The 1,531-nt window shown below is 65.8% G+C and carries 1 protein-coding gene; it reads left to right on the top strand.

Going from position 1 to position 1,531, the window contains the following annotated elements; translation table 11 throughout:
• Positions 1–1,379, top strand: a 1,379-nt coding sequence (locus tag EOC06_RS37055) for an ABC transporter permease (RefSeq protein WP_128310099.1), incomplete at its 5' end; no start/stop codon positions are given.
• Positions 1,380–1,531: the final 152 nt, after the last annotated feature.

Here is a 1,531-nt window from a genome sequence, read left to right as displayed (position 1 = left end):
GCTATGGCCTTGCCGGCGTGTTCATCAGCGCCCAGACCGGCAGCGGCGATCCGCTGGTCGGCAATCCGCTGCTCTTGTCGATGTTCGCGGCGGTCGTCGTCGGCGGCACGCGCCTCGGTGGCGGGCAGGGCGGCCCGGTGGGCTCTGTCTTTGGCGCCTTTATCCTGATGATCGTGGTGAACATCCTGCTGGTGCTCAACGTATCGGCCTACTATTCGACCATTGCCGAGGGCACCATTCTGGTGCTGGCGGCACTTGCCGGCTCGATCTCGCATGCATCGGTGCTTGCCGTGCAATTGCGCGCCGCGCGCGCCCGGCTTGCCGCCTGGCGCGCCGGCATATTGCCCTCGCAACTCGAGCGCGTGGACCGGCGTCTTAAGATCGCCGAGCCAGCCCATGCCCAGCGCAGTCCGGCATCGCCGCGCCCTGCCTTCCATCTGCGCAATGCGGAAACGCTGCGCTATGCGCTGCCGGCCTATGTCTGCCTGCTGCTCATCGTGGTCGTCACCCAGATCTGGCTCGGCCGCGCCATCCTCAATCCGGGGTACTGGAATTCGCTGCTGGTGCTGTCGTCCTTCCTAGCCGTCCTGGCGCTCGGGCAGGGAACCGTCATTCTGACCGGGGGCCTCGACCTCTCCGTGCCATGGACGATCGGCATCTCCGGCATCATCCTGGCAGGCATGGTCAACGGCTCCGACGCCGCCCTTGTCTACGCCTTGCCGGTCGTCCTGGTGATGGCCTGCGCCATTGGCTTCGCCAATGGTTTCGGCATCGTCTATCTCGGCATCTCGCCGATCGTCATGACGCTCGCCACCAACGGTATTCTGCAAGGCTGTGCGCTGCTCTATTCGCAGGGAACGCCGGCCGGGTTTTCCTCGCCGATGCTGCGCTGGGTCATGACGGCCAAGCTTGCCGGCCTGCTGACCCCAATCGTCCTGCTGATGGTCGTCTTTGTCGTCGCGGCGGTATTGCTGCTTGGCCGCACCCCGTTCGGACGACGCGTCTACGGCATCGGCAATGGGCTGCGCGCGGCGCGCTTGTCGGGCATCGGCGTCGAGCGCACGCTGATCCTGGTCTATATGCTTTCGGCCGTCTGCGCGGCTGTTGTCGGCATCATGCTGACCGGCTTTTCGGGTCAGGCAAGCCTTGGCATGGGCGACGACTACCTGTTGCCGTCGATCGCCGTGGTGGTGGTCGGCGGCGCGCTGATCACCGGCGGACGCGGCCACTATCTCGGCATGCTCGGCGGCGTGTTGTTGCTGACCGCACTGCAGATGCTGCTCGCCGGCACCACGCTTCCCTATGCCACGAGGGCAATTCTTTACGGACTGGTCGTTCTGGGCGCCGTCATGGCGTTGCGCGAACGGCGGCTGCAATGAAAAGGACAGGACCATGAGCACAAGGGCGCCGGAATCGGCGGACGAATTTCTGACCGGGCTGAAAGGCCAGCGCGTGCTGGTCACGGCGGGCGCCGGCGGCATCGGTTTTGCCATAGCCGACACGCTGTCGCGCCTCGGCGCCCGTATCGTCG

Source organism: Mesorhizobium sp. M7A.F.Ca.MR.362.00.0.0, from assembly GCF_004023175.1.
GTDB lineage: Bacteria > Pseudomonadota > Alphaproteobacteria > Rhizobiales > Rhizobiaceae > Mesorhizobium.
This window is presented reverse-complemented; position numbering and strand designations above follow the sequence as displayed.